We start from the raw sequence: 24,701 nt of genomic DNA, 5'->3' as shown, positions 1-24,701 counted from the left end.
GGCGGATCGTGCATTCGTTATAGGATCGGATGCTTCAGCTGATACGGCACCGTCACAGAGAACGCCATGAGCGAGATCGAAGATCGTCTGGCCAGCTTGGGCCTGAGCCTGCCGCCGCCGTTTGAAGTGCCGAGCGGCCTGAGCCTGCCGTTCCAGTTCGTGCAGGTGCACGGCACGCGCGTGCTGATTTCCGGCCACGGTCCGCAAGGCGCGGATGGTCAGATGACGGGCCCATTCGGCAAGCTGGGCAGCGAGCTTTCGGTGAGTGAGGGCTATCAGGCGGCGCGACTGGTGGCGCTCTCCATCCTGGCCAGTCTCAAACGCAGCATCGGCGATCTGGACCGCGTCCAGCAGTGGCATCGGGTGCTTGGCATGGTCAACTCCGCGCCCGGATTCATCCAGCAGCCGCAGGTCATCAATGGCTTCTCCGACCTGATCCTCGCCTTGTATGGAGCGGAGCGTGGCGCGCATACGCGCAGCGCCGTCGGCATGGCCGAGCTTCCGTTCAATATCCCGGTGGAAATCGAGGGTGAGCTATCGCTGCATCCTTGAGGCGCAAGAACCCGCGGGCGACATCACATCAATCGCATGTCGTCCATGCCTGAATTTAACGCGCCGTGCGTCAGGGTGGGGATCCTGCCCAGGGCGCCGACCGCCGTGGGCTCCTGAGGCTTTGGGAGTCGGCAAGTCACATGAGTGGTTCGCGTTCGGATGCGTTCGTATTTTTTGGTGCCACGGGCGACCTCGCTTACAAGATGATCTTTCCGGCGCTGCAGGCGCTGGTCCAGGCGGGCGAAATGGAGATGCCCATCATCGGCGTGGCGTATGGACACTACACGCTGGAGCAATTGCGCGACCGCGCAAAAGACAGCTTGCAGCAGCACGGCCACTTCGACGCAGCGGCGTTCGAAAAGCTTTCGGCCAGGCTGCAATACATCGACGGCGACTACCAGGACCCATCGACGTACGCCCGCCTGAAGCAGGCCTTGGGCGAGGCCATGCACCCGATTCATTACATGGCGATACCGCCAACCATGTTCGATACCGTAGTGCAGGGCCTGGTGAGCTCAGGCTGCGCCGAGAATGCGCGCATCGTCATCGAGAAGCCGTTCGGCCGCGACCTGGCTTCGGCCAGACGATTGAACCTGACGCTGCATGAGGTCTTTCCCGAAGCCAGCATCTTTCGGATCGATCACTACCTGGGCAAGGAGGCGGTGCAGAATCTGCTGTACTTCCGCTTTGCCAATGCCTTCCTGGAGCCGGTGTGGAATCGCACGTACATCGACAACGTGCAGATCACCATGGCGGAGAACTTCGGCATCCAGGGGCGCGGCAGTTTCTATGACGAAGCCGGTGCCTTGCGCGACGTCGTGCAGAACCATCTGCTGCAGGTGACCGCGCTGCTGGCGATGGAAGCGCCGGTGGGGCACGAGGCGGCTGCGATGCGCTCGGAGAAGCAGCGGCTCTTTCAGGCGATGCGGCCGCTCGATCCTGCCCAGGTGGTGCGCGGCCAGTTCCGCGGCTATCGCGACGAAAAGGGCGTGGCAGCCGACTCTCAGGTGGAAACCTACGCGGCGCTGCGCCTGCATATCGATACCTGGCGCTGGTCGGGCGTGCCGTTCTATATCCGCGCCGGCAAGTGCCTGCCGGTGACGGCGTGCGAAGTCATGGTCACCTTGAAGCAGCCGCCGCTGGCCGTGTTCGACGGCTCGCCCGTGCAGAACTCCAACTACTTCCGCTTTCGGCTCAGCCCCGACGTCGTCATCTCCACCGGTGCCCGCGTGAAGCGGGCCGGCGAAGCGATGCGCGGCGAACCGGTCGAGCTGGTCGCGCGCCATCGCTCAGTGCACGAGCAATCGGCCTACCAGCGCCTGCTGGGTGACGCAATGCGCGGCGACGGCTCGCAGTTCACCAGCGATGCCAGCGTGGAGGCGGCATGGGCCGTCGTCGATCCCGTGCTAGATCACACCGACCCGGTGCACGAATATGCGCCCGGCAGCTGGGGCCCGACCGCAGCCAATACGCTGACCGCCGACGACGGCGGTTGGCACGATCCCAAACCGGAGGAAACACGTCCGTGCTGACTGCTACATCACTGGTGTTCTTGCTTGACGTCGACAACACCTTGCTCGACAACGACGGCTTTGCCGCCGATCTCACCGCACGGCTCGATCGCGATTTTGGCGCGATGGAGCGCGAGCGCTATTGGTCCATCTACAACAAGCTGCGCGACGAGCTCGGCTTTGCCGATTATCTGGGCGCGCTGCAGCAATTCCGGCTGGGCCATGAGTACCACCCGGGCTTGGTGCCGCTCTCCAACTTCCTGCTCGACTATCCGTTCGCCGAGAAGGTGTTTCCCGGCGCGCTGGACGCACTCGCACACCTGGGCACCCTGGGCTCGACAGTGATCCTGTCCGATGGCGACATCGTCTTCCAGCCACGCAAGATCGCGCACTCCGGCCTGGGGGCGGCGGTGGAGGGCAGGGTGCTGGTGTATGTGCACAAGGAGCGCATGACTGAAGCCATCCAGCGCGCGTTTCCGGCCACGCACTACGTGATGGTCGACGACAAGCCGCAGTTGCTGGCGGCGATGAAGCGCATTTTTGGCGCGCATATCACCACCATCTTCGTGAACCAGGGGCATTACGCGCGCGAAGCGGAGCATCTGGTGATCGATCCCATGCCCGACAAGACCGTGATGCACATTGCCGATCTGGTCAGCCTGACCTCGTCCGATTTTCCCGTGGGCGAGCCCGCCGGCCAGGCCCGTCTTGAACAGGCGCCGCACGCCGCAGCACCGGACTGAATCATGAAAGCCACCGCACAACTGCACGCCCTCGGTCAGAGCCTCTGGCTGGACAACATCACCCGCGACATCCTCGACAACGGTACCTTGCGCCGCTACATCGACGAGTTGTCAGTCACCGGTCTTACCTCCAATCCCTCGATCTTCAATGCCGCGATCGGCGATGGCGATGCCTACGACGACGGCATACGCGAGAAGGCACGCAACGGTGCAGCTGGCGAAGGCCTGTTCGTCGAGTTGGCGCTGGAAGATCTTCGTCGCGCCGCGGATCTGTTCCAGCCCGTGTTCCAGTCCAGCCAGCATGTCGATGGCTGGGTCTCGATGGAGGTGTCGCCCTTGCTGGCCTTCGACACGCAGGCCAGCATCCAGGCGGCGCGTGACATCTTCAAGAAGGCCGATCGGCCCAATCTGTTCGTGAAGATACCGGGCACGCCGGAAGGCATCCCGGCGATCGAGGAAGCGATCTTTGCAGGCATACCGATCAACGTGACCTTGCTGTTCTCGCGCGATCAATACCTGGCTGCGGCCGAGGCTTATCTGCGCGGCATCGAGCGTCGCATCGATGCGGGGCTGGATCCTCATGTCGGCTCCGTTGCCTCGCTGTTCGTGAGCCGCTGGGATGTCGCAGTCAAGGACAAAGTCCCGCAGGATTTGCGTAACACGCTGGGTATTGCGGTCGGCAAGCAGACCTATCGCGCCTATCGCGAGTTGCTCGCCTCACCGCGTTGGCAGGCACTCTCCAAAGCGGGCGCCCGTCCGCAGCGTCTGTTGTGGGCGAGTACGGGAACCAAGGATCCCAGCGTGTCCGACACGCTCTACATCGAGGCACTGGCAGCACCGGATACGGTCGACACCATGCCCGAGAAAACCCTGTGGGCCTTCGCCACGCATGGCGCAGTGACGGGCGTGTTGCCCGAGGATGGCGGGGACGCGGACGTCATTCTCAAGCGTTTTGCCGATGTCGGTATCGATCTCGACGCGCTGGCAAAACAGCTGCAGCAGGAAGGCGCGGCGGCCTTCGTGACGTCGTGGAAGCAATTGCTCCAGCGCATCACCGACAAGAGCGCACAGTTGGCCAAGGCATAGTCCACGCGCTGTTTCAGCAGTCTGGTACGCACTCCCACAGGTGACCCGCATGACCGATGAGCTCGATCTGAAAGGCATCAACACGCTGCGCTTCCTGTCGGTTGACATGGTGCAGAAGGCCAATAGCGGGCATCCCGGACTGCCGCTCGATGCGGCGCCGATGGCTTATGTGTTGTGGACGCGCTGGCTCCGGCATAACCCGGCCAACCCGGAGTGGTTTGATCGCGACCGTTTTGTGCTGTCGGCGGGTCATGGCTCAGCCTTGCTCTATAGCCTGCTCTACGCCACCGGTTACGACGTATCGCTCGACGACATCAAGCAGTTCCGCCAATGGCACAGCAAGACGCCCGGACATCCCGAGCGGGGCGACACGCCCGGCGTGGAGACCACCACGGGGCCGTTGGGACAGGGCCTGGCCAATGCGGTGGGCATGGCGATGGCGGAGGCGCAGATGGCGGCGCGCTACAACCGTCCGCAGCATGCGGTGATCGATCACCACACCTATGCCATCGTGAGTGATGGCGATCTGATGGAAGGCGTGGCGTCCGAAGCGGCATCGCTGGCGGGGCATCTGCGGCTGGGCAAGCTGATCTGCCTGTATGACCAGAATGCGATGACGCTTTCCGCGGCCACCGACATGACCTTTACCGAAGACGTGCGACAGCGTTTCGATGCCTATGGATGGCACACCATCGCAGTGACCGACGGCAACGATCTGGTGGCGATCGATGCCGCACTGGAGACGGCGCGTGCCAAAGCCACGCGGCCCACCTTGATCCTGGTGCGCACCAGCCTCGGTTATGGTTCGCCAAAGCAGGATACGTTCGAGGCGCATGGCTCGCCGCTGGGCGAGGAAAGCGTGCGCAAGACGAAGGAGAAACTCGGCTGGCCGCTTGAGCCGGACTTTTACGTGCCGGACGATGCGCTGGCCCATTTCCGCAAGGCGTTGCCGCGCGGGGCGGAACTTGAATCGGCGTGGGATGATCGGATGCAGGCGTATGCCAAGGCGTTTCCCGATCTCCATGACGAACTGCAACGCAGCCTGCGCGGCGAACTGGCCGACGGCTGGGACGCGGATATCCCGGTGTTTCCCGCCGATGCCAAGGGCATGGCGACGCGCGACGCATCGAGCAAGGTGATGAATGCGTTTGCCGCCAAAGTGCCTGCTTTCACCGGCGGCTCAGCGGATCTGAATCCCTCCACCAAGACCGCCATGAAGGGCCTGGGCGACTTCAATCCGCCCGCGTCAAAGGGCGGGGATCTGCAGGGTTCCGATGTATCGGGCTGGAGTTTCCAAGGCCGCAATCTGCATTTCGGCGTGCGCGAACATGCGATGGGCGCCATCGTCAACGGACTGGCGGCGCATGGCGGCACGATTCCGTTTGGAGCCACCTTCCTGATCTTCTCCGATTACATGCGTCCGCCGATGCGTTTGGCGGCGCTGATGAAGCTGCACGTCATCCATGTGTTCACGCACGACAGTATTGCGCTTGGCGAAGACGGGCCGACCCATCAGCCGGTGGAGCAGCTCGCCGCGCTGCGCGCGATTCCCAACCTCACGCTGATACGCCCTGGCGACGCCAACGAAACCGCGGTTGCCTGGCGCGTGGCCCTGCAAACCAAGGGCCGTCCGGTGCTGTTGGTGCTGACCCGGCAAAACGTGCCCACGCTGGATCGCGAGCGCATGGCGTCCGCCGATGGGCTGCGTTGCGGCGCCTATGTGCTATTCGATACACCGGGTAAAAAGCCCGAGCTGATCCTGATCGCCAGCGGTTCGGAAGTCGGCCTGATCGTGGAGGCCGCCCAGCGCCTGGAAGAAGAGGGCGTGGCTGTGCGCTGCGTGTCGATGCCGAGCTGGGAGTTGTTCGAGGCGTTGCCGCAAGCCGAACGTGACGAGGTATTGCCGCCCTCGGTGACGGCGCGACTGGCCGTGGAGCTGGGCATATCCCAAGGTTGGGAGCGCTACGTGGGTTCGCGCGGCGACATGATGGGCATCGAGACTTTCGGCGCATCCGCACCAGCCGAAGTGCTGCTGAAAGAATACGGCTTCACCGTCGATGCGGTCTGCCAACGCGCCAAGGCCCTGCTCGCTCGATAGCGGCAGGGCCTGGCGGCCAGCGAGTTATTCCTTCTTGATCGGATGACCGCCAAACTCGTTGCGCATGGCCGACAGCAGTTTGTCGGTGTACGAATCCTTGTCGCGCGAGCGCAGTCGCTCGATCAGCGATTGGGTGATGACCGGCGCGGGCACGTTCAGCTCAATGGCTTCATCAACCGTCCAGCGGCCTTCGCCGGAATCGGCCACGTAGGGAGCGATGCCGGACATATCGGGATTCTTTTTCAGTGCGTCGGCGGTCAGATCGAGCAGCCATGAACGCACCACGCTGCCGTAGCGCCAGATCTCGGCAACCTGCTGCAGGTCGAGTTCGAATTCCGCCTTGTGCCGCAGGATGGAGAAGCCTTCGGCATACGCCTGCATCATGCCGTACTCGATGCCGTTGTGAACCATCTTGGTGAAGTGGCCCGAACCCACCGGCCCGACACGCGCCCAACCCTGATCCCTGGCAGGTGCCAGCGCTTCGAAAATCGGACGCAGACGCTCTACCGCTGCCTCATCGCCGCCGATCATCAGGCTGTAACCCTCGGCCAGCCCCCAGACGCCGCCACTCGTGCCGCAGTCGACATAGGCGATGGCATGTTCGGCGAAACGCTGTGCGCGACGCAGTGTGTCTTTGTAGTAGGAGTTGCCGCCGTCGATGATGGTGTCGCCCGCGGCGAGCAGCGGCAGCAGCGCGTCGAGGCTGGCATCCGTGATGTCGCCGGCGGGCACCATCAGCCACAGCGTGCGCGGAGCGGGCAGGGCGGCAACCAGCGCTGCAAGCGATTCGGCTGTTTGCGCGCCGCTGCTTTCCAGCCCTTTGCGCGCTGCCTCTTGCGGATCGAAGCCGACGATCTGATGTCCGCCCTTCATCAGCCGCTGAGCCATATTGGCTCCCATCCTGCCCAAACCGATCATGCCGAGTTTCATTGGTCTTCCTAAGCCCGATAGGGATACAAAGTGTTGCGACAAGCCTGCATTTTGCGCTCGTTGCAGGCAAGTCTGCGTGAGAGTAAGGCGAACTCACTGCTGAGGAGCGCCTGACGCGACCCATCGAAAGAAGTTGAGCCGCGTCGTCATCCTGCGGCAGCAGTTGCGAGGCAGCGGCACGGTGTCATACCTTCGCGCGCTGGTGGATGGACGCATGCTGCGTCCGAGTGCCCCTATGGAGACGGGAATGCGCTTGCGTATCGGCCTGGCTGTGTTTGCCCTGGTGTTCTCGCTGACGGCGACGGCCACCACGTCCCCCACGTCGGATACTCCGCTGGCCAAAGCCGCGCAGGCGGCGCTGGAGAGTGCATCGATCAAGAACGGCCCAGGTGTAGTGGCGGTGATTGCCAAGGGCGACGCCATCGTGTTTCGCGGTGCGACCGGGCTGGCCCAGATCGAACTGGGCGTGCCGCTCGATCCGGATCAGGTGTTCCGCATTGCGTCGGTCACCAAGATGTTCACCGCCGCCACGGTGATCAAGCTTGCCGAGATGGGCAAGCTGTCGCTGGACGATAAGCTCGCCACTTATCTTCCCGACTTCCCGGACGCCGGCAACATCACGCTGCGGGAATTGTTGAATCACACCGCAGGCGTTTCCGACAAGACCAAGGATCCGCAGCCCGGCTTCATGAAGCGCGATGTGGATACGGCCACGCTGGTGGACGAAATCCGCAAGCGCACGCCGACCTTTGCGCCGGGAGCGCAGCAGCAGTACTCGAACGGTGGTTACATCCTGCTGGGAGCGGTGATCGAGAAGGTGACGGGTGAACCCTGGTACGCGGCCATGACGCGCCTTTTGCTGGAGCCCTTGGGTCTGCAACACATCCGCTATGGCGACAATGCCGTGGTCATGCCAGGGCGCGTTGCCGGCTACACGACGGACAACCCGGCACACCAGGTCAAGAATGCTTCGTTTATCAGCATGAGCATCCCCGCAGCGGCAGGCGGCCTGGTTGCCACGGCGGACGATCTGGTGCGCTGGATGCGTGCGTTGACGCATGGGCGTGTGATCAGCGCTCAGGACTTCCAGATGATGATCACGGCGGCCATGCCCGGTGCTGCGCATCCCTACGGCATGGGCATGTATCTCTGGCGCGTGCGCGCAAGCGAGATGGTTGGGCATACCGGGCAGATCGACGGCTTCTGTTCCGCCGTCGCTTACCTGCCGAAGCAAGATGTGACAGTGATTGTGCTGGCTAATGATGACAATTTCGATGCCCGCACCATGAGCCGCCGGCTGGCCGCCATCGCGCTGGGCCGGCCCTATGTGACGCCGGCGGCGGCGAGGCCATCCGATGCCGCGCTGAGTGCCTTGGAAGGCGCGTATCGCATCGACGCCACCACCACGCAGACGCTGTCGGTCCAGGATCACCAGCTCTACGCCCAACGCACGGGTCGTCATGCGGTGCCGATGCAGGTCGCCGCGGATGGAAAGCTCTATTTCGTGCCGGACGAACTCAGTTACTTCGTGCCCGTGCGCGACGCCGCGGGCAAGGTCACGCGACTGGATTATTTCGATGGCGGCGATGCGCCTGCCGTGGCCATGCCGCGGATAGCCAATGCAGTCAACGCTGCCCATCCGTAGCCGAAGGGCAGCGTGACGAAAGTGTGATCGGACGTGTTTATTCGGGTCCGGCTTCATACTTTCGTCTAAGAGAAATGTGACGATTTGCATCCGCCAAAAACGCTTTTCAGGGCAACGGAAATTCGCAAGAAATCCGACCCCTCGGACCTGAGAACTGTGCTACCTTTTTGAGCAGGCGACAGGTTCATTGCCGTCGTCGCCACGGAGTTTTCGAGCCACGTCGACGCCCTGGATTGGGCGGTTGGTCCAGCCAGATTTCCGGGAGCGCTACGCGATGCCAATGACTCGCCGCGAGTTCATCAAGTTCACAGGCTTGGGGCTGGCAGCATCCAGTCTCGGCGTGTTGGGCTTTGGCGAATCGGGGGTGGCGCAAGCCGCCGCCGTTCGACCTTTCAAGCTTGCCCACGCCACTGAAACACGCAACACCTGCACGTATTGTTCAGTGGCCTGCGGCATCATCATCTACAGCATGGGTGATCGCGCCAAGAACGCGCTGTCCAACATCATCCACATCGAGGGTGATCCGGATCATCCGGTCAATCGCGGCACCTTGTGCCCGAAGGGTTCGGCGCTGCTCGACATTGTGCATGCGCCCACGCGACTGAAAGAGCCGCGTTACCGTGCACCCGGCGGCACCGAGTTCAAGACCGTGTCCTGGGATTTCGCGCTGGACCGCATCGCGCGTCTGATGAAGGACGATCGCGACAAGAACTTCATCGCGAAGAACGCCAAGGGCGACACCGTCAATCGCTGGACCAGCGTAGGCATGCTGGCAGCGTCGGCGTCGTCCAGCGAAACCTCCTACCTGACCTGGAAGGTGGTTCGCTCGCTCGGCATGGTGGTGTTCGACAACCAGGCGCGTGTCTGACACGGACCGACGGTGGCCAGTCTGGCCCCATCATTCGGTCGCGGTGCAATGACCAACACCTGGCAGGACATCAAGAACGCCAATGTCGTTATCGTCATGGGTGGCAACGCTGCCGAGGCGCATCCGTGCGGCTTCAAATGGGTGATCGAGGCGAAGATCGAGAACGGCGCCAAGCTCGTCGTGGTCGATCCGCGCTTCACGCGCACGGCCTCGGTGGCCGATTACTACGCGCCGATACGCCCGGGCACCGATATCGCCTTCCTCAATGGCGTGATTCGTTACCTGCTGGAGCACGACAAGATCCAGCATGAGTATGTGCGCTCGTATACCAATGCCAGCCTGATCGTGAAGGACGGTTTCGATTTCCAGGATGGCCTGTTCACCGGCTACAACGAGGAAACGCGTACCTACGACAAGTCGACCTGGGACTACGACCTGGACAAGGACGGCTTTGCCCGCGCCGACGACACCTGGCAAGACCCACGTTGCGTGATCAACCTGCTCAAGCATCACGTCTCCCGCTACACGCCGGAGATGGTCTCGCGTATTACCGGCACGCCGCAGGACAAGTACCTGCATATCTGCGAGTTGATCGCCAGCACCTCGGCGCCCGACAAGGCCATGACCAGCCTGTTTGCACTGGGTTGGACGCAGCACTCGGTGGGTGCGCAGAACATCCGCAACATGGCGATGATCCAGCTGCTGCTGGGCAATATCGGCGTGGCCGGTGGCGGCATGAATGCCTTGCGCGGACATTCGAACATCCAGGGCTTGACCGACGTCGGCCTGCTGTCCAATCAGATGCCGGGCTATATGAACCTGCCCACCGACAAGGAAACCGACTTCGACATCTACATGTCGACCCGTCAGTTCAAGCCTTTGCGCCCGGGACAGATCAGCTACTACCAGAACACCCGCAAGCTGTTCGTGAGCTTCATGAAGGCGTTCTACGGCGACGCCGCCACGCAGGAAAACAACTGGGCGTTCGATTGGCTGCCCAAGCTCGACATCCCGCTGTACGACATCATCAAGGCGTTCGAGATGATGAACAACGGCCAGATGACGGGTTACATCTGCCAGGGCTTCAATCCGCTGCAGGCCTTCCCGGATCGCGGCAAGATCCGCCGCGGCCTGAGCAAGCTGAAGTTCCTGGTGACGATGGATCCGCTGGATACGGAAACCTCGCGTTTCTGGCAGGATTTCGGCCCGCAGAACCCGGCCAATTCGGCCGAGATCCAGACCGAGGTATTCCAGCTGCCGGTCACCTGCTTCGCCGAAGAAAACGGCTCCCTGGTCAATTCGGCGCGCTGGCTGCAGTGGCACTGGAAAGCGGCGGAAGGTCCGGGCGATTCGATGTCCGATATCTGGATCATGAGCGGCATCTATCACCGGCTGCGCGAGCTGTATCGCAAGGAAGGCGGCGCCTTCCCCGATCCGCTGCTCAACCTCACCTGGAAATACACCGATCCGCTGAGTCCCGACCCGGAAGAGCTGGCGAAGGAAATGAATGGTCGCGCCCTGGCCGATCTCACCGATGCGACCACCGGTGCAGTGACCAAGGCCGGCACCTTGCTCGATGGCTTTGGGCAATTGCGCGATGACGGCAGTACGTCGTCCGGCTGCTGGATCTTCTCCGGCTCGTTCACCGAGAAGGGCAACCAGATGGCGCGGCGCGACGCCACCGATCCACGCGAGCAAGGCATCGCGCCGAACTGGGCGTGGGCGTGGCCGGCGAACCGGCGCATCTTGTACAACCGTGCCAGTGCCGATCCCGCAGGCAAACCATGGAACCCGGCCAAGCCGGTCATTTCGTGGAACGGCATACGCTGGGTGGGCATCGACGTGCCCGATTACACGCCCACCCTGGCTCCCTCGGCCGGCGCCAGTCCTTTCATCATGAATGACGAAGGCCTGGGTCGGCTGTTCGCCCGCAAGCTGATGGCGGAGGGGCCGTTCCCCGAGCACTACGAGCCGCTGGAATCGCCGGTGGAGAACCCGCTGCATCCGAAGGTGCAGAACAACCCGGCCGCCCGTGTGTTCGCCGATGACCGCGCTGCGTTTGGCAGTCCAAAGAACTTTCCCTATGTGGCTACCACGTATCGCCTCACCGAGCACTTCCACTTCTGGACCAAACACGCACTGATCAACGCGATCCTCCAGCCGGAGGAATTCATCGAGATCGGCGAGGTGCTGGCCAAGGAGAAGGGCATCGAGCAGGGCGGTTGGGTGAAGGTGTCGTCCAAGCGCGGCGAAGTGATTTGCAAGGCCTATGTCACCAAGCGCATCAAGCCGATGACCGTGGACGGCAAGCCGACCCATGTGATCGGCGTGCCCTTGCATTGGGGCTTTACCGGCCAGGCCAGGAAGGGCTACGGGGCCAACACGCTGACGCCGTCCGTGGGCGACGCCAATACGCAGACGCCGGAGTTCAAGGCGTTCCTGGTCAACATTGAAAAGACCACGGCGCCAGTCGCCGCCTGAGGAAGCCGTCATGTCCGATCTGCAATCGCAAGATTACATCCGGCGCTCCGCCTCCACGATGACGCCGCCGATGGCGCGCAGCACCGAGGAGCAGGTAGCCAAGCTCATCGATGTGACCCGCTGCATCGGCTGCAAGGCCTGCCAGTCGGCGTGCATGGAGTGGAACAACCTTCGCCAGGAAATCGGCCACTTCGAGGGGTCCTATCAGAACCCCAACGACTTGAGTCCCGATGTCTGGACGCTGATGAAGTTCGCCGAGTACGAAAACGAGCAGGGCAATCTGGAATGGCTGATCCGCAAGGACGGCTGCATGCACTGCGAAGATCCCGGCTGCCTCAAAGCGTGTCCGGCGCCCGGCGCGATCGTGCAGTACGCCAACGGCATCGTCGATTTCATCAGCGACAAGTGCATTGGCTGCGGCTACTGCGTGAAGGGCTGCCCGTTCGATATTCCGCGCATCAGCAAGAAGGACCACAAGTCGTACAAGTGCACGCTGTGTTCGGATCGCGTCGCCGTGGGCCTGGAGCCGGCGTGCGTCAAGGCATGTCCCACTGGCGCCATCATGTTCGGCACCAAGACCGACATGGCGCACTGGGCGGGCGAGCGCATCGTCGACCTGAAATCGCGCGGTTTCGAAAAGGCTGGCTTGTACGACCCGCCGGAAGTGGGCGGCACCCACGTGATGTACGTGCTGCATCACGCCGACAAGCCCTCGCTGTATTCGGGCCTGCCCGACAACCCGCGCATCAGCGCTGCGGTGGAAGCATGGAAGGGCATTGCCAAGCCGCTGGCGATGGTGGGCATCGCGCTGGCTGCGGTGGTGGGCTTCTTCCATTACATCGTGAAGGGTCCCAACGAAGTGACTGAAGAGGACGAAGTGCAGGGCGAGCGCGTGCTGGAGGATGCCGCGGAGAAGACGCCATGAACCGGCCCAGGACCGTCATTGTTCGCTACACCACGTCCCAGCGGGTCAACCACTGGATCAATGCCATCTGCTTTACCTTGATGGTGCTGTCGGGCCTGTCGATGTTTCACCCGATCATGTTCTGGCTGTCCAATCTGTTTGGCGGCGGCCAGTGGACGCGCGCGATCCATCCATGGATAGGCTGCGTGCTGATGGCAAGCTATATCGGGATGATCGCGCAGTTCTGGCGCGCGAACCTCTGGCGCCAGGAAGATACGGCGTGGATGAAGTCGGTGCCTGCGGTGATCGAGGACGATGAGGAACACATACCCGCGGTTGGCCACAACAATGCCGGCCAGAAACTGGTGTTCTGGTCGATGACCCTGCTGATCCCCACCTTGTTCATTACCGGCTTGACGATCTGGGAAGTGTATTTCGGCGAAGCCACCTCCATTCCGGTGCAGCGCGCCGCCGTGCTGATCCACAGCACCGCAGCCTTCCTTGCCATCATCATCTGGATCGTCCACGTGTATGCCGGCATCTGGGTGCGTCACTCGGTGCGTGCGATGACCCAAGGTTATGTGACGCCGGGCTGGGCCTGGCGCCATCACCGCAAATGGCTGTGGGAGCTGGCGTCCGGCCAGAACGGCAAGAACAGCATCAGGAAGCGTCCATGAAGCAGGCTGGCGCACCGCCCGAGGGCAAATGGACCGGCCCGCAGCACGCCGGCGTCCGTTCGCCCGATCCGATCGTGCTGGCCGATCCGGGCAAGCGCTTTGCAGCCACGGCAAAGCGCTTGGAGCAGCTGGCAGACGGGCATCCGATGGAGGCCTGGTTGCAGTTCATGTCGATGCTCTCGCGAGCGCAGCACGAAGTGGCAACCACGTTGACGCCTGCCGCGGAACTCAGTGAGGCGTGGGTAGCGCAGGCAGTGGAAGCGCGCCTGCCGCCGCTGGCCGCAGACGGCCATCGTCGTGACGCGTCATGGCGCGCGGGACTTGCGCTCTTGCTTCAACGCATCGATCGCGCCGGCCTGCCACCGGCGGCCGTGCATGCGATGGAGCAACTGCAGCGCAGCGATGCCGCCGCGCTGGACGAACTGGCCGACCACTTCCTGCGTGGCGAACTGGAGGCTGCCGAAGTGGGCGCGGTGGTGTTCGTTGCCGCGGCGCTGCAAGTGTATTTCACCTGTTCGGCAGCGCGTCTGCGGGCCGACGATCTGCGCCTGCTCGAAGAACGCTCGCTCTGCCCATGCTGCGGCTCGCCTTCGGTATCGGGCGTGATCACGGCGACCGGCGTGACGCCCGGCACGCGCTATCTGTCATGCTCGATGTGCTCCACCGCGTGGAACCACATGCGTGCGGTGTGCATCACCTGCGGCGGTACACGCAAGCTGTTCCTGCAAGGCATCGAAGATGACCCGGGCATCGTCAAGGCCGAAACCTGCGCCGAATGCCACACCTACGCCAAGGTCCTCTATCAGCTGAAGGACACCAAGGTCGATCCGTATGCGGACGATCTGGCCTCGCTCGGCCTGGACATCCTGGTCACCGAAGCGGGTTTTGCCCGCCACGCGCCCAACCCGCTGCTGCTGGTGGGCGATGGCGAAGCGGTGGCCGACTAGCCACCGCCATCGCGTGCTTCAGTGCAGACCCAGCCCTGACGCCAGCGCGCCACCCAGGATGCCGAAGCCGACCACGGCCGCTGCCAGCGCCAGCAGCAGGCGCAGATTGAAAGATCGGCCAACCATCACCAGCGAGGGCAGGCTGACCGGCGGCAAGGTCATCATCAAGGCCGCCGCAGGCCCGGCGCCGATGCCCAGGGCCAGCATGGCCTGCACGATCGGCACTTCACCCGCGGTGGGAATCACGAACAGCATGCCGGCCACGGCCAGCGCCGCGATCCAGAACCACTGGTTGCCGATCTCCGGTCCGATATGCGGGAACATCCAGGCGCGCGCCGCGCCCAGCAGCAACACGATCACCACGTATTCGGGAATCAGCCGCACCGTCATCCTCAGGAAGATGCGCGCCCAGCGCTTCAGCGTTTCGCCCCATGACACGGGTTCGGACTCCAGCGGCTGGGCCGGGATCGGCACGTCCGCGCCCGGTGTCGACATCCGGTTGGCCAGATAGCCCAGCCCGAACACCATCGGCACGCTGAGCAGCAGGCGCAGCCCGGTCCAGTACCAGCCGAGGACGAAGCCGGTGAAGATCAGCGTCGCCGGATTCAACATCGTGTTGCCCAGCCAGAAAGCGACCGCCGCACCGGGCGTCGCCCGATGTGCGCGCAGGCCCACCACCACCGGCGAGGCGCAGCAGGTGCACATCATTCCCGGCACCGCGAGGAGCCCGCCGGCCAGCACACTGCCGAAACCGTAGCGACCAAGCACGCGCTCCACCCAGCGTACCGGCAGCAAGGCCTGGACGCCCGAGCCCAGCAGCAGGCCGAGCACCATCGCCTGCCAGATGGCCTTGCCATAAGCGACGGCATAGCCGAGTGCGGCGCTCCAGGACGGCGCTGGTGCGCTGGCCTGGTCGCCCATCAGGATCGAGTGGCCGATCGAATGCTGGGACGCGGCGACAAAGGCGCGTCCGTAATACGGATGCCACTTCACGTAGAACAAGCCGGCAACCACCAGCAACAGGAATACGAACCAGCGGACATGACGCGCTGTTTGAAGTGCAGCAGACATGGACATCCCCACGAACAGTCGTGACATCACGGCCCTGACAGGGCACGCCATTGCCACCTCTGCCACAGGCCGGACGCACTGTGCAGGGGCAAGCCCATCGCGGCTGCGGTGCAGTCGCGCGAGAGAGCATGCTACGGCATTTGGCCAATGTCACCCTAGCGAAGGCCATAGCCACGGTCGTTCGTGAATCCGATGTGCAGGCAGGCGTGGTGACGAAGCGCCTTGACCGGCTTGAACGCGCCCAGCAGCATAGGGCCAACATTAGCCATCATCGGTCGGCACGCAAGCGTGCCCGCCGATGTCACTGGATAAGCGCCATGGCGGAACCCGATGTCGTCTCGCTGCGCCAACTTCCGGCGGTTGCCACGGTGCTGGCAACGGCTGAAGCGATGCTGTTGCTGGAACGGCACGGGCGCGTGGCGACCACCGACGCCATCCGCCGCATGATCGACGACGCGCGTGCCGCCTTGCGCGCCGCGCCCGGCACCGCACCCGGCGCCGACGAACTGGCCCAGCGTGCCGGCGCGTGGCTGGATGCACGCACGCCGGGCCTGCGCCCCTTGTTCAACCTTACCGGCACCGTGCTGCACACCAATCTCGGTCGCGCGCTGCTGGCCGAGGCGGCGATCGATGCGGCGGTGGAGGCGATGCGTCATCCCGTATCGCTCGAATTTGACCTGGACGAAGGCGGGCGCGGTGACCGCGACGATCATCTGCGCTCCCTGCTGTGCAACCTGACCGGCGCCGAAGACGCCACCGTGGTGAACAACAACGCCGCCGCCGTGCTGCTCTGCCTCAACACGTTTGCGCTCGGTCGTGACGCCGTGGTTTCGCGAGGCGAGCTGATCGAGATCGGCGGCGCCTTCCGCATGCCGGACATCATGGCCCGCGCCGGCGCGCACATGGTGGAAGTGGGCACCACCAACCGCACCCATGCCGCCGACTATCGCAGCGCGCTCAACCCGCGTACTGGCATCGTGCTCAAGGTGCACACCTCCAATTACCGCATACAGGGCTTTACCGCCGAGGTAGGCGCCGCTGAGCTGGCGACCATCGCGGATGCCGCCGGTGTGCCGTTGTTGAACGACCTGGGCTCCGGCAGCCTGGTGGATCTGTCGCACTACGGGCTGGCCAAGGAACCGACTGTGCGCGAGGCGGTGGGCGAGGGCGCGCGGCTGGTCACCTTCTCCGGGGACAAGTTGCTGGGTGGTCCGCAGGCCGGCTTCATCGTCGGCGATCGTGCGCTGATCGAACAGATCAACCGCAATCCGCTCAAGCGTGCGCTGCGCGTGGACAAGCTTCGCCTCGCTGCGATCGAGGCCACGCTCAAGCTCTATCACGATCCGGATCGCCTGGCCGAACGGCTGCCGACGTTGCGTTTTCTTGCACGCCAGCAGTCCGATATCCAGGCGCAGGCGCAACGATTGCTCCCCGCCGTAGCAGGGCGTCTCGGCGACGCTTTTGCCGTGGATGTCGACGACTGCCTCAGCCAGGTCGGTTCCGGCGCCTTGCCGCTGGATACGCTGACCAGCGCCGCCCTGGTGATACGCGCGCGTGGCAGCCAGAGCGCATTGGAGCGCTTGACCGCGGCGCTGCGTGCGCTGCCGCGTCCCATCATCGGCCGGGTCGCCGTGGGCGCATTGCGACTGGACCTGCGTTGCCTGGACGAACAGGACGAGAACGCATTCCTCGAGGCGCTCGCCCAGCTCCCAGCCGCCGCCACGCACGCTCCATGATCGTAGGCACGGCGGGCCACATCGATCACGGCAAGACGGCGCTGGTGCGCGCCCTGACCGGTGTCGAGGGCGATCGCCTGAAGGAAGAGCAGCGCCGCGGCATCACCATCGACCTGGGATTCGCGTTTCTTGCGCTGGACGACAGCAGCATCCTGGGCTTCATCGACGTGCCGGGCCACGAACGTTTCGTGCACACCATGGTGGCGGGTGCGAGCGGCATCGATATCGCGCTGCTGGTGGTTGCAGCCGACGATGGCGTGATGCCGCAGACCCTCGAACACCTGGCCATCCTCGATCTGTTGCAGGTCGAGCGTGGCCTGGTTGCGCTGACCAAGGTCGATCGCGTGACGCCCGGACGCCTTGCCGAGGTGAGTGCACAGATCCATGAGGCGATGGCAGGGACGGTACTGGAAGGCGCCGAGGTATGGCCGGTTTCTTCGATCACGGGTGAGGGTGTCGATGCACTGCGCGATCGACTCGTCGCCGAGGCGCGTGCCCTGGGCGAGCGCGCCAGCGACGGCCGTTTTCGCCTGGCGGTCGACCGCGTTTTCACCTTGCCCGGCATCGGACTGGTGGTGACGGGCACCGTCTTGTCGGGCGTGGTTCGTGTCAAAGACCAGGTGTTGCTCAGCCCCACGGGGCTTGCCGCACGCGTGCGCTCGGTGCACGCACAGAACCGCGACGTGGAGTGCGGGCGTGCAGGCGACCGGTGCGCGCTCAACCTGGTCGGCGAGGACATCGCCAAGGACACGATCCATCGCGGCGACATGGTGGTCGATCCTTTCCTGCACGCGCCCACCGACCGCATCGATGCGCGTCTGCAACTCTTGCCCGGCGAAGCCAGGCCGATCGGCCAATGGTTTCCGGCACGGCTGCATCACGCCGCAGTGGAAGTGGGCGCACGCATCGTCCTGCTCGAAGGGCAGCAGCTCTTGCCTGGCCAGATGGCCGACGTGCAACTGGTGTTGAGCCGTCCGATTGCCGCGGCAGCGTTCGATCGCTTCGTGCTGCGTGACGTATCCGCCCAGCGCACCATGGGTGGCGGACAGTTTTTCGATCTGCGCGCGCCATCGCGGCAACGGCGAACGGCAGCGCGTGAAGCGCAGCGTGAAGCGCAAGCGATCAGCGATCCTCGGCAAGCCTTGGCCAGCCTGCTGGAGGCGCCGCCGTTCGCCTGGGATCTGCTGGCTTTCGCGCGGGATCGCGCACTCTCCGATGCCGTGATGGAAGGCGTCGTAGCGGCGTTGGCACCGATCATCTTCCAGGCAGACGACGAACGCATCGCGATCAGCCAGGCGCATTGGCCGACCTTTGTCGCCAACCTGATCGAGCGGCTGGAAGCGTTTCACGCCAACAACCCGGATGTCCAAGGCATGGGCCGGGAAAAGCTGCGGCTGGCCGTGCAACCGAAATTGCCGCCGTCGGCATTTGCGCTGGCCTTGCAACACGCCGACCTGGCGGGACGCGTGGTCCGTGACGGTGCGTTTGTGCGCCTGGCCAGCCACTCCCTGCAGATGAATCCGGCCAGCGAGGCGATGTGGCAACGCGTGGCGCCGTTTTTGGGCGGCGGCGAGCGCTTTCGTCCGCCGCGCGTTCGCGACATTGCCGGCGTGCTGTCGCGCCCCGAGCAGGAGATTCGGCAGCTGATGCATTTGGCGGCGCGCATGGGCCTGGCCGACGAAGTGGCGCATGACCACTTCTTCCTGCGCGCGACCATGCACGAGATGGTCATGATCGCGGCGGATATTGCTGCGCAATCCAGTGACGGGCGGTTCACCGCGGCGCAGTTTCGCGATCGCCTGGACAATGGTCGTAAAGTCGCCATCCAGATACTAGAATTTCTCGACCGGCAGGGCGTCACGCTCAATCGCGGTAGCATGCGCAGGATGCAGGCGCGCTCCCTCGACTTGTACGGACCCGCCTCGTCGTGATCGCGCGATTAAGGAAGAGCATCGTCTCCGGTGGGGCGTCCGGACTTCAAATCCGGGTGAGGCAGATAAGACTGTCTCGGGTGGGTTCGACTCCCATGCTCTTCCGCCACTCCTGGCGGTCGTCTTAAACCACCTCGATGCCCGGCGTTCCTTCACTCAGCGTGCCGATGATGCTCGCGCAGGGATAACCGGCCGCCTCGATCTGCGCCCGAATCGCTTCGGCCCGCTCGGGCTTGCACGCCACCAGCAGGCCGCCCGAGGTTTGCGGATCGGTCAGCAAGGCGCGGCGCCATGCCGGCAAATCCGCGGGCAGGGTGACGCCGTCGCTGTAGCTGTTCCAGTTGCGGTTGGAAGCGCCGGTGATGTATCCCGCTTCGGCCAGGGCCTGCGCCTGCGTGAAGAACGGAATGCGCGCCTGTTCCAGCCGAATGCGCAGGCCGCTGCCACGCGCCATTTCCAGGCCATGCCCGAGCAAACCGAAGCCGGTGACGTCGGTGATCGCATGCACGTCCTCGTCCTTGCCCAGCTCGCATCCGATACGGTTGAGCAAGGTGGTGGACACCAGCATCTCGGTGTACGCGTCGGCGGGCAGCGCCTGCTTCTTGAAGGCTGCCGAATAGATGCCGACACCGATGCCCTTGGTCAGGATCAGCGCGTCGCCGGCGCGCGCGGTGGAATTGCGCCGGATGTTGCGCGCTGCCGACAAACCGACCACCGCAAGTCCGTAGATCGGCTCGGCCGAATCAATCGAGTGGCCGCCTGCGACCGGAATGCCCGCCTGCGTGCAGACCGCTTCGCCGCCGGCAAGAATCGCCCGCACCGTTTCCACATCGAGCTTGTTCAGCGGCATGCCCAGGATGGCCAGCGCCATGATCGGCTTGCCGCCCATGGCATACACATCCGATAGCGCATTGGTGGCGGCGATGCGCCCGAAGTCATAAGGATCATCGACCACCGGCATAAAGAAATCGGTGGTGGCGATGACGCAGGTACTTTCATCCACCTGCCACACGGCCGCATCGTCGCTGTTTTCCGTGCCTACCAGCAGATGCGCATACGGCATCGTCGCGGGCTTGTTGGCAAGCAACTCCTGCAGCACCGATGGTGCGAGCTTGCAGCCACAGCCACCGCCGTGGGCCAGATCAGTCAAGCGAACGGAGGTCATACACGCTCCTCCCGATGGCAGGTCGGCCAGGGTCCGCGCAGCATAGCGAAAAGCGGCTGGTCGTGACGTGCCTTCGGGTGGAGAGGTGTTTGTCAGGTGCGTATCAGCGCCGTTCGCATGTCTCTGGCGTTTCGTTCACGTGCAGTCTGATCTAGGCCGCGGCTGCCGCGCCCGAAAGAAACGCGCCATTGAACTCGGTCACGAAGGCCATTTCGCCCGGGCCAGGATTGGCGCGCAGCGCTTGAGCACGTTCCACCAGGATTTCGTCGGCATCGGTGGCCAGCGCAGCCATGGTTTCTTCGATGAAGGGCTTGAGCGGCATCGCACGCGGCTCTTCGCTGCTGTTGAGCAGGTCGGTCTGCACCCAGGGCGGGGCGATTTCGAGCACGCGCACATCATCGTTGCTCAGCATGAATCGCTGCGACATCGCGTAGGAGTGCATGGCGGCCTTGGTTGCCGAGTACACAGCGGCGGGCGCCAGCGGTACGAAGCCGAGGACCGAGGTGACATACGCGATCACGGCGTTCTTGCGGGTCTTGAGGTGCTCGACGAAAGCCGAGGTCAGGCGCATGGGGCCAAGCAGATTGGTGCTCACCGTATCCAGCAGCTGCTTATCGTCCAACGGGCGGGATGCGTCGTCGATGTCCATGATCCCCGCGTTGTTGATGACAACGTTGATGTCGGGAAATCGTTGGATGGCTTCGGCGGCCGCGCTGCGAATGCTGTCCACATCGCTCACATCCATGACCAGCGACTCCATGCCTGGATTGGCTTGGGTCACCGCATCAAGCAGCGCTTTGCGGCGGCTGGCGATGATCACTTTATTGCCCGATCGATGCAGGGCTTCGGCCAGTCCGCGGCCGATGCCGGAGGCGCCGCCGGTGATGAAGATGGTGTTGCCGGTGAGTTTCATGAGCGTACTCCTCGAAGGAAATCAGGAAGGGAAGCGTTCGCCGAACATCGGCAAACCGCTTTTGGATTCGGCCTGGGTGGCTTCGTCTTGCAGCACGTCCCAGTGTTCGGCCAGCTTGCCGTTCTCGATGCGCACGACATCGGCGGCAATCCACGCGGCCGGACGACCGTGCCCGGAGAAGCGCCCGTGCACGATGACGTAGTCGCCTTCGGCCAGGATCAACCCGTGTTCGTAGCGCAGCGTGTCGGGAATGCTGCGGATCAGATTGAACAGGCCGTCACGGCCGGGCTCGATATGCGCGCTGTGCTGGATGTATTGATCGGACCAGTAGTGTTTGGCCGCTTCGTAGTCGCGCTGGTTGAACAGCGTGTCGAAGGCCTCAAGCACCAGGGCTTTGTTTTGTTCGGCGGAGGTCGTGGACATGGTCGTTTCCTCTGGAAGTCTGGCGGCTCAGTTGACCGGACGGCTGGAGATCACAATGGTGATCACCATTGACATAGAGTAGACTGGCACCCGGCTCGACCATTGTCAATGGTGATCACCATTGTTTTTTGAGATAATGGTCTTGTTGGGCCTTGGCCAGGAGTAGCGACATGGGTGTTACAAAGCAGCAAGCCATTGAAAATAGACGATCTATCGTCGCCGCAGCGGAAAAGCTGTTCCGCGAGCGGGGAGTGGCTGCCGTGGGCCTGTCGGAGCTGACCAAGGCCGCCGGATTTACCCAGGGGGGCTTCTACAACCACTTCAAGTCGAAGGACGCCCTGGTCGCGGCGGTGATGGAGAAGGCCATGGAGGAGGGAGCGGAGCGGCTGCTGGCTGGCATTCAAGCGTCCAAAGACGACGACGCCGATCCGATGAAGCGCCACGTCGATTGGTATCTGTCCGAGGAACACCGGGCCGATGTCGAGGCCGGTTGTCCGCTGACCGGATTCGCCGGCGATGTGCGGCGCCTCAGCAAGGAAGCGCGGCAGTCCTATGCGCAGGGACTGACCTGGAATATCGACCAGCTGGCGAGTGTGCTGAAAGGCGAGGATGCGCAGGAGCGCAGGAGCAAGGCCATCGCATTGTTCAGTCAGATGGTCGGTTCACTCGTGCTTTCGCGTGCGGTGGTCGAGGCCGATCCCGAACTGGCCGATGAAGTACTCAAGGATGGTCGACAGCAACTGCTGCAGGCATTGGACGGCTAAATGAAACACGCTCCCGACCCAGCGCAGTCGCTGTGTCAACGGGATGTTCGACCGTGGGCTTGTCTGCTCAGTGAACGGGAAACCACAGCACGAAACGTGTGATGCCCTGTGGCTGGCTGTCTACCGTGACCCGGCCGCCATGAAGTTCGATGATACTTTTCACGATGGATAGGCCAAGTCCCGTGGAGTTGGCCGAGTCGCTGCGGGAACGATCCACGCGGTAGAAGCGGTCGAACAGCTTGTCCAGGTGCTCCGCTGAGATGCCTGCGCCGGGATTTTCCACCGCGACGGTCACCGCATCATTTGTCTGCGTGGCCAGTAACGTGATGGTTTGTTCCGGCGGCGTATAGCGCAGCGCATTGGACAAAAGATTGCCCACCGCACGGCGGAACAGTTCGCGATCCGCCAAGATCGTGGCGGAGCCTTGAATGTCGATGGCGACGCGTGCGTCCGAGGCGATGCCTTCGAAGTAGTCGGCGATGCGCTGCAGTTCCTCGCGCACATCCAGGGTCGAACGCTGCAGCGCAAACTGGGGATTGTCCGCGCGGGCCAGAAACAACACGCTCTCGATGGTACGACTGACGCGGTCGCATTCCTCGATATTGGAGCCGAGCAAGGCCTGGTATTCTGCCGGCGTGCGTGTGCGCGCCAACGCCACTTCATTGGTGCCGCGCAGATTGCCGAGCGGAGTGCGCAGGTCGTGGGCGAGGTCGACGGTGAACTGCCAGACCCGCGCGAATCCGCCTTCGAGGCGATCGAGCATCTCGTTCAAGGCATGGGAGAGGGCGTGCAATTCGGTGGGCGCATTGCCGGCCGACAGTCGTGTATGGAGGTTTTGCGCATGGATGGTGGCGGCTTCGGCGGCCATGGATCGCAAGGGCCGGAGTGCCCGACGCACCAGGAGATAGCTGAGCACGGTGGCTGCGATCATTCCCGCCAGCAGGCGTAGCGCCATATCTCGCCGATAGCGTCGCAGCAGCACTGCGCGATCGGCGAGCGAGCGCGCCACCATGATGGTTACCTGCGCACCGTCCCGCATTTGCCCTACCACGGCCACACCGCGGATGGGCAAGCTCTGATCGCCATACCAAGTGTGCAACATGGTGGGGACGATGCGCTGACCGGTGGGCACGGCACCGTTGGCGTCCAGCGGAAAGCCCATGGGATTGTGGTCAACGATGATTCGTCCCGCGTCATCGACCATGCGCAACGCGTTGCTGTTGTCGCCGAGCACGCTGACGACCATGCGATCCTGATGGATCTTCAGATCTGCGATGGAGTCCAGCTCGGCGACTAGCCGTCGAAGGTGGCGGGCTGAAAGCACAATGTTGGTCTCGTCCTGCTCCAGGATGCGCTGCTCGGCCGCCCGGTAGAGCAGCCATCCGACCAGGATGAAACACACCGCCGTAATCACCGTGAAGGTGACGGTAAGCCGCGTGGCGAGGGAGAGGCGACGCATCAGTCGTCCCCGCGTTCGTCATCGAGCACATAACCCATGCCGCGCACGGTGTGGATGAGCTTGGTGTCGTGACCGTCGTCGATCTTGACGCGCAATCGACGTATGGCGACCTCGACCACGTTGGTGTCGCTGTCGAAATTCATGTCCCACACATAGGAGGCGATCTGCGTGCGGCTCAGCACTTCGCCGCGCCGTCTTGCCAATAGCTGCAGCAGCGAGAACTCCTTGGGCGTCAGATCGATGCGCTGGCCACGCCGCCGAACCCGGCGCCGTACGGCGTCGATTTCCAGATCGCCGATATGGACGTGTTCAATATCGCGCGGCGGTCCCCGCCGGAGCAGGGTGCGGATGCGCGCCAGCAGCTCCACGAAGGCAAAAGGCTTGACCAGATAATCGTCGCCGCCAAGCTCGAGCCCGCGCACGCGCTCTTCGAGTTCGTCGATCGCGGTCAGCAGCAGGACCGGGGTGTCCTTCTTGGTGCGCAGGCGGCGCAACACCTCCCATCCGTCCATGCCCGGAAGCATGACGTCGAGAACGACCAGGTCGTAGTCCTCTTCGAGCGCATGGTGCAGGCCATCGATGCCGTTGGCCACCACGTCCACGGTAAAGCCGGATTCCTCGAGTCCCTTCTTCAGGTACTCGCCGGCTTTCTTTTCATCCTCGATAACCAGCAGGCGCATGGGGACTCTCGCGGGGTGCCTGGGCCGATCATACGCGGGGCGTCCGGAAGGCGTGATTACAGATTTGTCAGGAAGCGGTCAGGGGCATGCAAGCGCCCTGAATCTAGCCTTCAGCCT

General features: G+C 63.5%; 21 protein-coding genes and 1 tRNA gene. 15 read left to right on the top strand and 7 right to left on the bottom strand.

Annotated elements, in window-relative coordinates; genetic code table 11:
* Positions 1–66 precede the first annotated feature (66 nt).
* From AC1DE1_RS10690 to tkt, 5 genes are all read left to right on the top strand, one after another.
* Positions 67–552 carry a RidA family protein gene (locus tag AC1DE1_RS10690; protein ID WP_477176422.1) on the top strand — a complete coding sequence of 162 codons (486 nt, stop codon included), beginning with the start codon at positions 67–69 and terminating at the stop codon, positions 550–552.
* A 140-nt stretch (positions 553–692) separates the two neighbouring features.
* The gene (gene zwf, locus AC1DE1_RS10685) at positions 693–2,084 is read left to right on the top strand and encodes a glucose-6-phosphate dehydrogenase (RefSeq protein WP_477176423.1); all 1,392 of its coding nucleotides are present in this window, start codon (positions 693–695) and stop codon (positions 2,082–2,084) included.
* Complete coding sequence (locus tag AC1DE1_RS10680) at positions 2,078–2,806, top strand: HAD family hydrolase (RefSeq protein WP_477176424.1); 729 nt, start codon at positions 2,078–2,080, stop codon at positions 2,804–2,806. Before zwf ends, AC1DE1_RS10680 begins: the two co-directional genes overlap by 7 nt.
* A 3-nt stretch (positions 2,807–2,809) precedes the next feature.
* A complete protein-coding gene (tal, locus tag AC1DE1_RS10675; RefSeq protein ID WP_477178123.1) occupies positions 2,810–3,892 on the top strand; it encodes a transaldolase in 1,083 nt (360 codons plus the stop codon).
* A 49-nt stretch (positions 3,893–3,941) separates the two neighbouring features.
* On the top strand, positions 3,942–5,990 hold the full coding sequence (gene tkt, locus AC1DE1_RS10670; RefSeq protein ID WP_477176426.1) for a transketolase: 2,049 nt from the start codon (positions 3,942–3,944) through the stop codon (positions 5,988–5,990).
* Positions 5,991–6,014: 24 nt separating this feature from the next.
* Here the strand turns inward: tkt and gnd are convergent, their stop codons facing one another.
* Positions 6,015–6,920, bottom strand: coding sequence for a phosphogluconate dehydrogenase (NAD(+)-dependent, decarboxylating) (gene gnd / locus AC1DE1_RS10665; protein WP_477176427.1), 906 nt, complete (start codon positions 6,918–6,920; stop codon positions 6,015–6,017).
* A 247-nt stretch (positions 6,921–7,167) separates the two neighbouring features.
* On the opposite strand from gnd, the gene AC1DE1_RS10660 reads away from it, so the two are divergent.
* From AC1DE1_RS10660 to fdhE, 6 genes are all read left to right on the top strand, one after another.
* Positions 7,168–8,565 (top strand): serine hydrolase domain-containing protein, encoded by a 1,398-nt coding sequence (locus AC1DE1_RS10660; protein WP_477176428.1) that lies wholly within the window; start codon positions 7,168–7,170, stop codon positions 8,563–8,565.
* 274 nt (positions 8,566–8,839) lie between these two features.
* A complete protein-coding gene (locus AC1DE1_RS10655) occupies positions 8,840–9,433 on the top strand; it encodes a sulfate ABC transporter substrate-binding protein (protein ID WP_046972997.1) in 594 nt (197 codons plus the stop codon).
* Between the two features lie 12 nt (positions 9,434–9,445).
* Positions 9,446–11,914, top strand: a complete 2,469-nt coding sequence (gene fdnG / locus AC1DE1_RS10650) for a formate dehydrogenase-N subunit alpha (RefSeq protein WP_477176429.1) — start codon at positions 9,446–9,448, stop codon at positions 11,912–11,914.
* Positions 11,915–11,924: 10 nt separating this feature from the next.
* Positions 11,925–12,839: a formate dehydrogenase subunit beta gene (fdxH, locus tag AC1DE1_RS10645; RefSeq protein ID WP_441603631.1), complete on the top strand. Its 915-nt coding sequence runs from the start codon at positions 11,925–11,927 to the stop codon at positions 12,837–12,839.
* The gene (locus tag AC1DE1_RS10640; RefSeq protein WP_477176430.1) at positions 12,836–13,495 is read left to right on the top strand and encodes a formate dehydrogenase subunit gamma; all 660 of its coding nucleotides are present in this window, start codon (positions 12,836–12,838) and stop codon (positions 13,493–13,495) included. The genes fdxH and AC1DE1_RS10640 overlap by 4 nt, the downstream gene beginning before the upstream one ends.
* Entirely contained in the window at positions 13,492–14,442 is a 951-nt protein-coding gene (fdhE, locus tag AC1DE1_RS10635) for a formate dehydrogenase accessory protein FdhE (protein WP_477176431.1), read from the top strand. Before AC1DE1_RS10640 ends, fdhE begins: the two co-directional genes overlap by 4 nt.
* 18 nt (positions 14,443–14,460) lie before the next feature.
* Here the strand turns inward: fdhE and AC1DE1_RS10630 are convergent, their stop codons facing one another.
* Complete coding sequence (locus AC1DE1_RS10630; protein ID WP_477176432.1) at positions 14,461–15,513, bottom strand: permease; 1,053 nt, start codon at positions 15,511–15,513, stop codon at positions 14,461–14,463.
* Positions 15,514–15,830: 317 nt separating this feature from the next.
* On the opposite strand from AC1DE1_RS10630, the gene selA reads away from it, so the two are divergent.
* The 3 genes from selA (at position 15,831) to AC1DE1_RS10615 (ending at position 19,289) form a co-directional block, all read left to right on the top strand.
* Positions 15,831–17,249: an L-seryl-tRNA(Sec) selenium transferase gene (gene selA, locus AC1DE1_RS10625; RefSeq protein WP_477176433.1), complete on the top strand. Its 1,419-nt coding sequence runs from the start codon at positions 15,831–15,833 to the stop codon at positions 17,247–17,249.
* A complete protein-coding gene (gene selB / locus AC1DE1_RS10620; protein ID WP_477176434.1) occupies positions 17,246–19,180 on the top strand; it encodes a selenocysteine-specific translation elongation factor in 1,935 nt (644 codons plus the stop codon). Before selA ends, selB begins: the two co-directional genes overlap by 4 nt.
* Positions 19,181–19,192: 12 nt before the next feature.
* Positions 19,193–19,289: transfer RNA gene (locus AC1DE1_RS10615), tRNA-Sec, on the top strand.
* 15 nt (positions 19,290–19,304) lie between these two features.
* On the opposite strand, the gene selD is transcribed toward AC1DE1_RS10615, so the two are convergent.
* The 3 genes from selD to AC1DE1_RS10600 all read right to left on the bottom strand — a co-directional run bounded on the left by selD (position 19,305) and on the right by AC1DE1_RS10600 (position 21,681).
* The gene (gene selD, locus AC1DE1_RS10610; RefSeq protein WP_477176435.1) at positions 19,305–20,345 is read right to left on the bottom strand and encodes a selenide, water dikinase SelD; all 1,041 of its coding nucleotides are present in this window, start codon (positions 20,343–20,345) and stop codon (positions 19,305–19,307) included.
* A gap of 151 nt (positions 20,346–20,496) precedes the next feature.
* On the bottom strand, positions 20,497–21,258 hold the full coding sequence (locus AC1DE1_RS10605; protein ID WP_477176436.1) for an SDR family oxidoreductase: 762 nt from the start codon (positions 21,256–21,258) through the stop codon (positions 20,497–20,499).
* A gap of 21 nt (positions 21,259–21,279) precedes the next feature.
* Positions 21,280–21,681, bottom strand: a complete 402-nt coding sequence (locus AC1DE1_RS10600; protein WP_441603639.1) for a nuclear transport factor 2 family protein — start codon at positions 21,679–21,681, stop codon at positions 21,280–21,282.
* Positions 21,682–21,851: 170 nt separating this feature from the next.
* Here AC1DE1_RS10600 and AC1DE1_RS10595 point away from each other — a divergent pair, with 170 nt between their 5' ends.
* Complete coding sequence (locus tag AC1DE1_RS10595; protein ID WP_477176437.1) at positions 21,852–22,445, top strand: TetR/AcrR family transcriptional regulator; 594 nt, start codon at positions 21,852–21,854, stop codon at positions 22,443–22,445.
* Positions 22,446–22,512: 67 nt separating this feature from the next.
* Here AC1DE1_RS10595 and AC1DE1_RS10590 read toward each other — a convergent pair whose 3' ends face one another.
* Positions 22,513–23,904: a heavy metal sensor histidine kinase gene (locus AC1DE1_RS10590; protein ID WP_477176438.1), complete on the bottom strand. Its 1,392-nt coding sequence runs from the start codon at positions 23,902–23,904 to the stop codon at positions 22,513–22,515.
* Positions 23,904–24,584, bottom strand: coding sequence for a heavy metal response regulator transcription factor (locus AC1DE1_RS10585; RefSeq protein ID WP_477176439.1), 681 nt, complete (start codon positions 24,582–24,584; stop codon positions 23,904–23,906). Before AC1DE1_RS10585 ends, AC1DE1_RS10590 begins: the two co-directional genes overlap by 1 nt.
* Positions 24,585–24,701 lie beyond the last annotated feature (117 nt).

The organism is Dyella sp. 05T440 (assembly GCF_056395965.1).
This window is presented reverse-complemented; position numbering and strand designations above follow the sequence as displayed.

Excerpts from the sequence above, each read along its gene's own strand:
- AC1DE1_RS10690 (WP_477176422.1), top strand. The coding sequence starts at position 67 with ATGAGCGAGATCGAAGATCGTCTGGCCAGCTTGGGCCTGAGCCTGCCG.
- zwf (WP_477176423.1), top strand. The coding sequence starts at position 693 with ATGAGTGGTTCGCGTTCGGATGCGTTCGTATTTTTTGGTGCCACGGGC.
- tal (WP_477178123.1), top strand. The coding sequence starts at position 2,810 with ATGAAAGCCACCGCACAACTGCACGCCCTCGGTCAGAGCCTCTGGCTG.
- tkt (WP_477176426.1), top strand. The coding sequence starts at position 3,942 with ATGACCGATGAGCTCGATCTGAAAGGCATCAACACGCTGCGCTTCCTG.
- gnd (WP_477176427.1), bottom strand. The coding sequence starts at position 6,920 with ATGAAACTCGGCATGATCGGTTTGGGCAGGATGGGAGCCAATATGGCT.
- AC1DE1_RS10660 (WP_477176428.1), top strand. The coding sequence starts at position 7,168 with ATGCGCTTGCGTATCGGCCTGGCTGTGTTTGCCCTGGTGTTCTCGCTG.
- AC1DE1_RS10655 (WP_046972997.1), top strand. The coding sequence starts at position 8,840 with ATGCCAATGACTCGCCGCGAGTTCATCAAGTTCACAGGCTTGGGGCTG.
- fdxH (WP_441603631.1), top strand. The coding sequence starts at position 11,925 with ATGTCCGATCTGCAATCGCAAGATTACATCCGGCGCTCCGCCTCCACG.
- AC1DE1_RS10640 (WP_477176430.1), top strand. The coding sequence starts at position 12,836 with ATGAACCGGCCCAGGACCGTCATTGTTCGCTACACCACGTCCCAGCGG.
- fdhE (WP_477176431.1), top strand. The coding sequence starts at position 13,492 with ATGAAGCAGGCTGGCGCACCGCCCGAGGGCAAATGGACCGGCCCGCAG.
- AC1DE1_RS10630 (WP_477176432.1), bottom strand. The coding sequence starts at position 15,513 with ATGTCTGCTGCACTTCAAACAGCGCGTCATGTCCGCTGGTTCGTATTC.
- selA (WP_477176433.1), top strand. The coding sequence starts at position 15,831 with ATGGCGGAACCCGATGTCGTCTCGCTGCGCCAACTTCCGGCGGTTGCC.
- selB (WP_477176434.1), top strand. The coding sequence starts at position 17,246 with ATGATCGTAGGCACGGCGGGCCACATCGATCACGGCAAGACGGCGCTG.
- selD (WP_477176435.1), bottom strand. The coding sequence starts at position 20,345 with ATGACCTCCGTTCGCTTGACTGATCTGGCCCACGGCGGTGGCTGTGGC.
- AC1DE1_RS10605 (WP_477176436.1), bottom strand. The coding sequence starts at position 21,258 with ATGAAACTCACCGGCAACACCATCTTCATCACCGGCGGCGCCTCCGGC.
- AC1DE1_RS10600 (WP_441603639.1), bottom strand. The coding sequence starts at position 21,681 with ATGTCCACGACCTCCGCCGAACAAAACAAAGCCCTGGTGCTTGAGGCC.
- AC1DE1_RS10595 (WP_477176437.1), top strand. The coding sequence starts at position 21,852 with ATGGGTGTTACAAAGCAGCAAGCCATTGAAAATAGACGATCTATCGTC.
- AC1DE1_RS10590 (WP_477176438.1), bottom strand. The coding sequence starts at position 23,904 with ATGCGTCGCCTCTCCCTCGCCACGCGGCTTACCGTCACCTTCACGGTG.
- AC1DE1_RS10585 (WP_477176439.1), bottom strand. The coding sequence starts at position 24,584 with ATGCGCCTGCTGGTTATCGAGGATGAAAAGAAAGCCGGCGAGTACCTG.